This is a genomic window from Bradyrhizobium sp. SRL28, assembly GCF_018596315.1.
Taxonomy (GTDB): Bacteria; Pseudomonadota; Alphaproteobacteria; order Rhizobiales; family Xanthobacteraceae; genus Bradyrhizobium.
In genome coordinates this window covers 1-1,319 of the sequence record NZ_JAHEAG010000153.1, presented here as the reverse complement: position 1 = coordinate 1,319, position 1,319 = coordinate 1, and the positions used below count along the sequence as shown (strand labels likewise).

1 protein-coding gene is annotated in these 1,319 nt (G+C 60.3%); it reads right to left on the bottom strand.

The genetic code is table 11. The annotated features are described in order from the left end of the window. Window positions 1–140 precede the first annotated feature (140 nt). Window positions 141–1,232 carry an IS5 family transposase gene (locus KIP88_RS45725; RefSeq protein ID WP_214494610.1) on the bottom strand — a complete coding sequence of 364 codons (1,092 nt, stop codon included), beginning with the start codon at window positions 1,230–1,232 and terminating at the stop codon, window positions 141–143. Window positions 1,233–1,319 lie beyond the last annotated feature (87 nt).

Genomic DNA, 1,319 nt, shown 5'->3' with positions numbered 1-1,319 from the left:
CTAGCAGGGTGCTGAAAAAGCTGATTGCGGGAGCGATTTTCTCAATGAGCGCGACGAGGCAACGGTCGATGAGGTCCGAACGGCGTCGGACGCCGGGTTCTGGTTGCCGTTTTTCGTCATTTTCGATGCTCCAGACGGATTCATCCCGTCGCTGCCAGAATTTTGGGGATGCGAACGAGGTTGTAGGCGGTCGCGGTCAATACAAAGAACCACTCCACCAAGCCTCGGCCTCGATGACGGGTCTTGCGCAGCCCGCCGACCGTCTTGATCCAGCCGAACGGCTCCTCGATCCGCTTTCGCTTGATGGTGCTGATGCGATAGCCGGGATGGCGGGTGGTGCGCGCATCGATCGCCGAGCGGCGATTGGCATTGTTCTGGGAGACATGCGGGGTGCAGCCGCGCTCGCGACAGCCCGCGACGAAGTCGGCAGTGTCGTAGTTCTTGTCGCCGCCCACAGTGCTGCCAGGGTTGGCATTATCCTCGATCATGTCGAGCGCGGTCGTCCGTTCAGCGGTGCCGTTGGCCTCGGTCAGTCGCGCATCGACGATCAGCCCGTTGCGGTTCTCCGTCATCAGATGACCCATGTGACAGAGCTTAGCTTCCTTGCCAGCGCCCTTGCGGAACAGCCTGGCGTCCGGGTCAGTGGTCGAAGAATGCGTGTCATTCTTACGCTTTTGGCCGTGAAAGTTGCGCTCGGCATTGCGCCCGCCGCCGCCCTTGTCCGCAGGTGGTTTGCCGTCGTCATCCTTCGGTACAAAGCTCTTCATGCTGGCCCAGGCCTCGATCAAGGTCCCGTCGACCGAGAAGTGCTCGCTCGACAGCAGCTTGCTCACCTGCGGCAGGTTGAGAACGCTTGTGAAAAACTTTGCCGCGATATCGCCGTCGAGCAGCCGATCTCGGTTCTTGCAGAATACAGTCGCGTCCCACACCGAATCGTCCGCAGACAATCCGACAAACCAGCGGAACAGCAGATTGTAGTCGAGCTGCTCCATCAACTGCCGCTCCGAGCGCACCGTGTAGAACGCCTGCAGCAACAGCGCTCGCAACAGCCGCTCCGGCGGGATCGACGGCCGTCCTTCGCGGGCATACAGCCGATCAAACGACCGCGACAAATCCTTAAGCGCCGCATCAACGAGCTCCCGGATCGCTCGCAGCGGATGGTCCGTCGGGATCCGTGTCTCCAGCCGCACGTAGCTGAAAAGGTGTTCCGCATGCTTATCTTCGCCGCGCATCCAGGTCCCCAATCCAAAGGAATCAAACGCATGCACAGAATCACACTCCAGCCGACTCACGAAACGACTTTTTCAGCAACCTGCTAG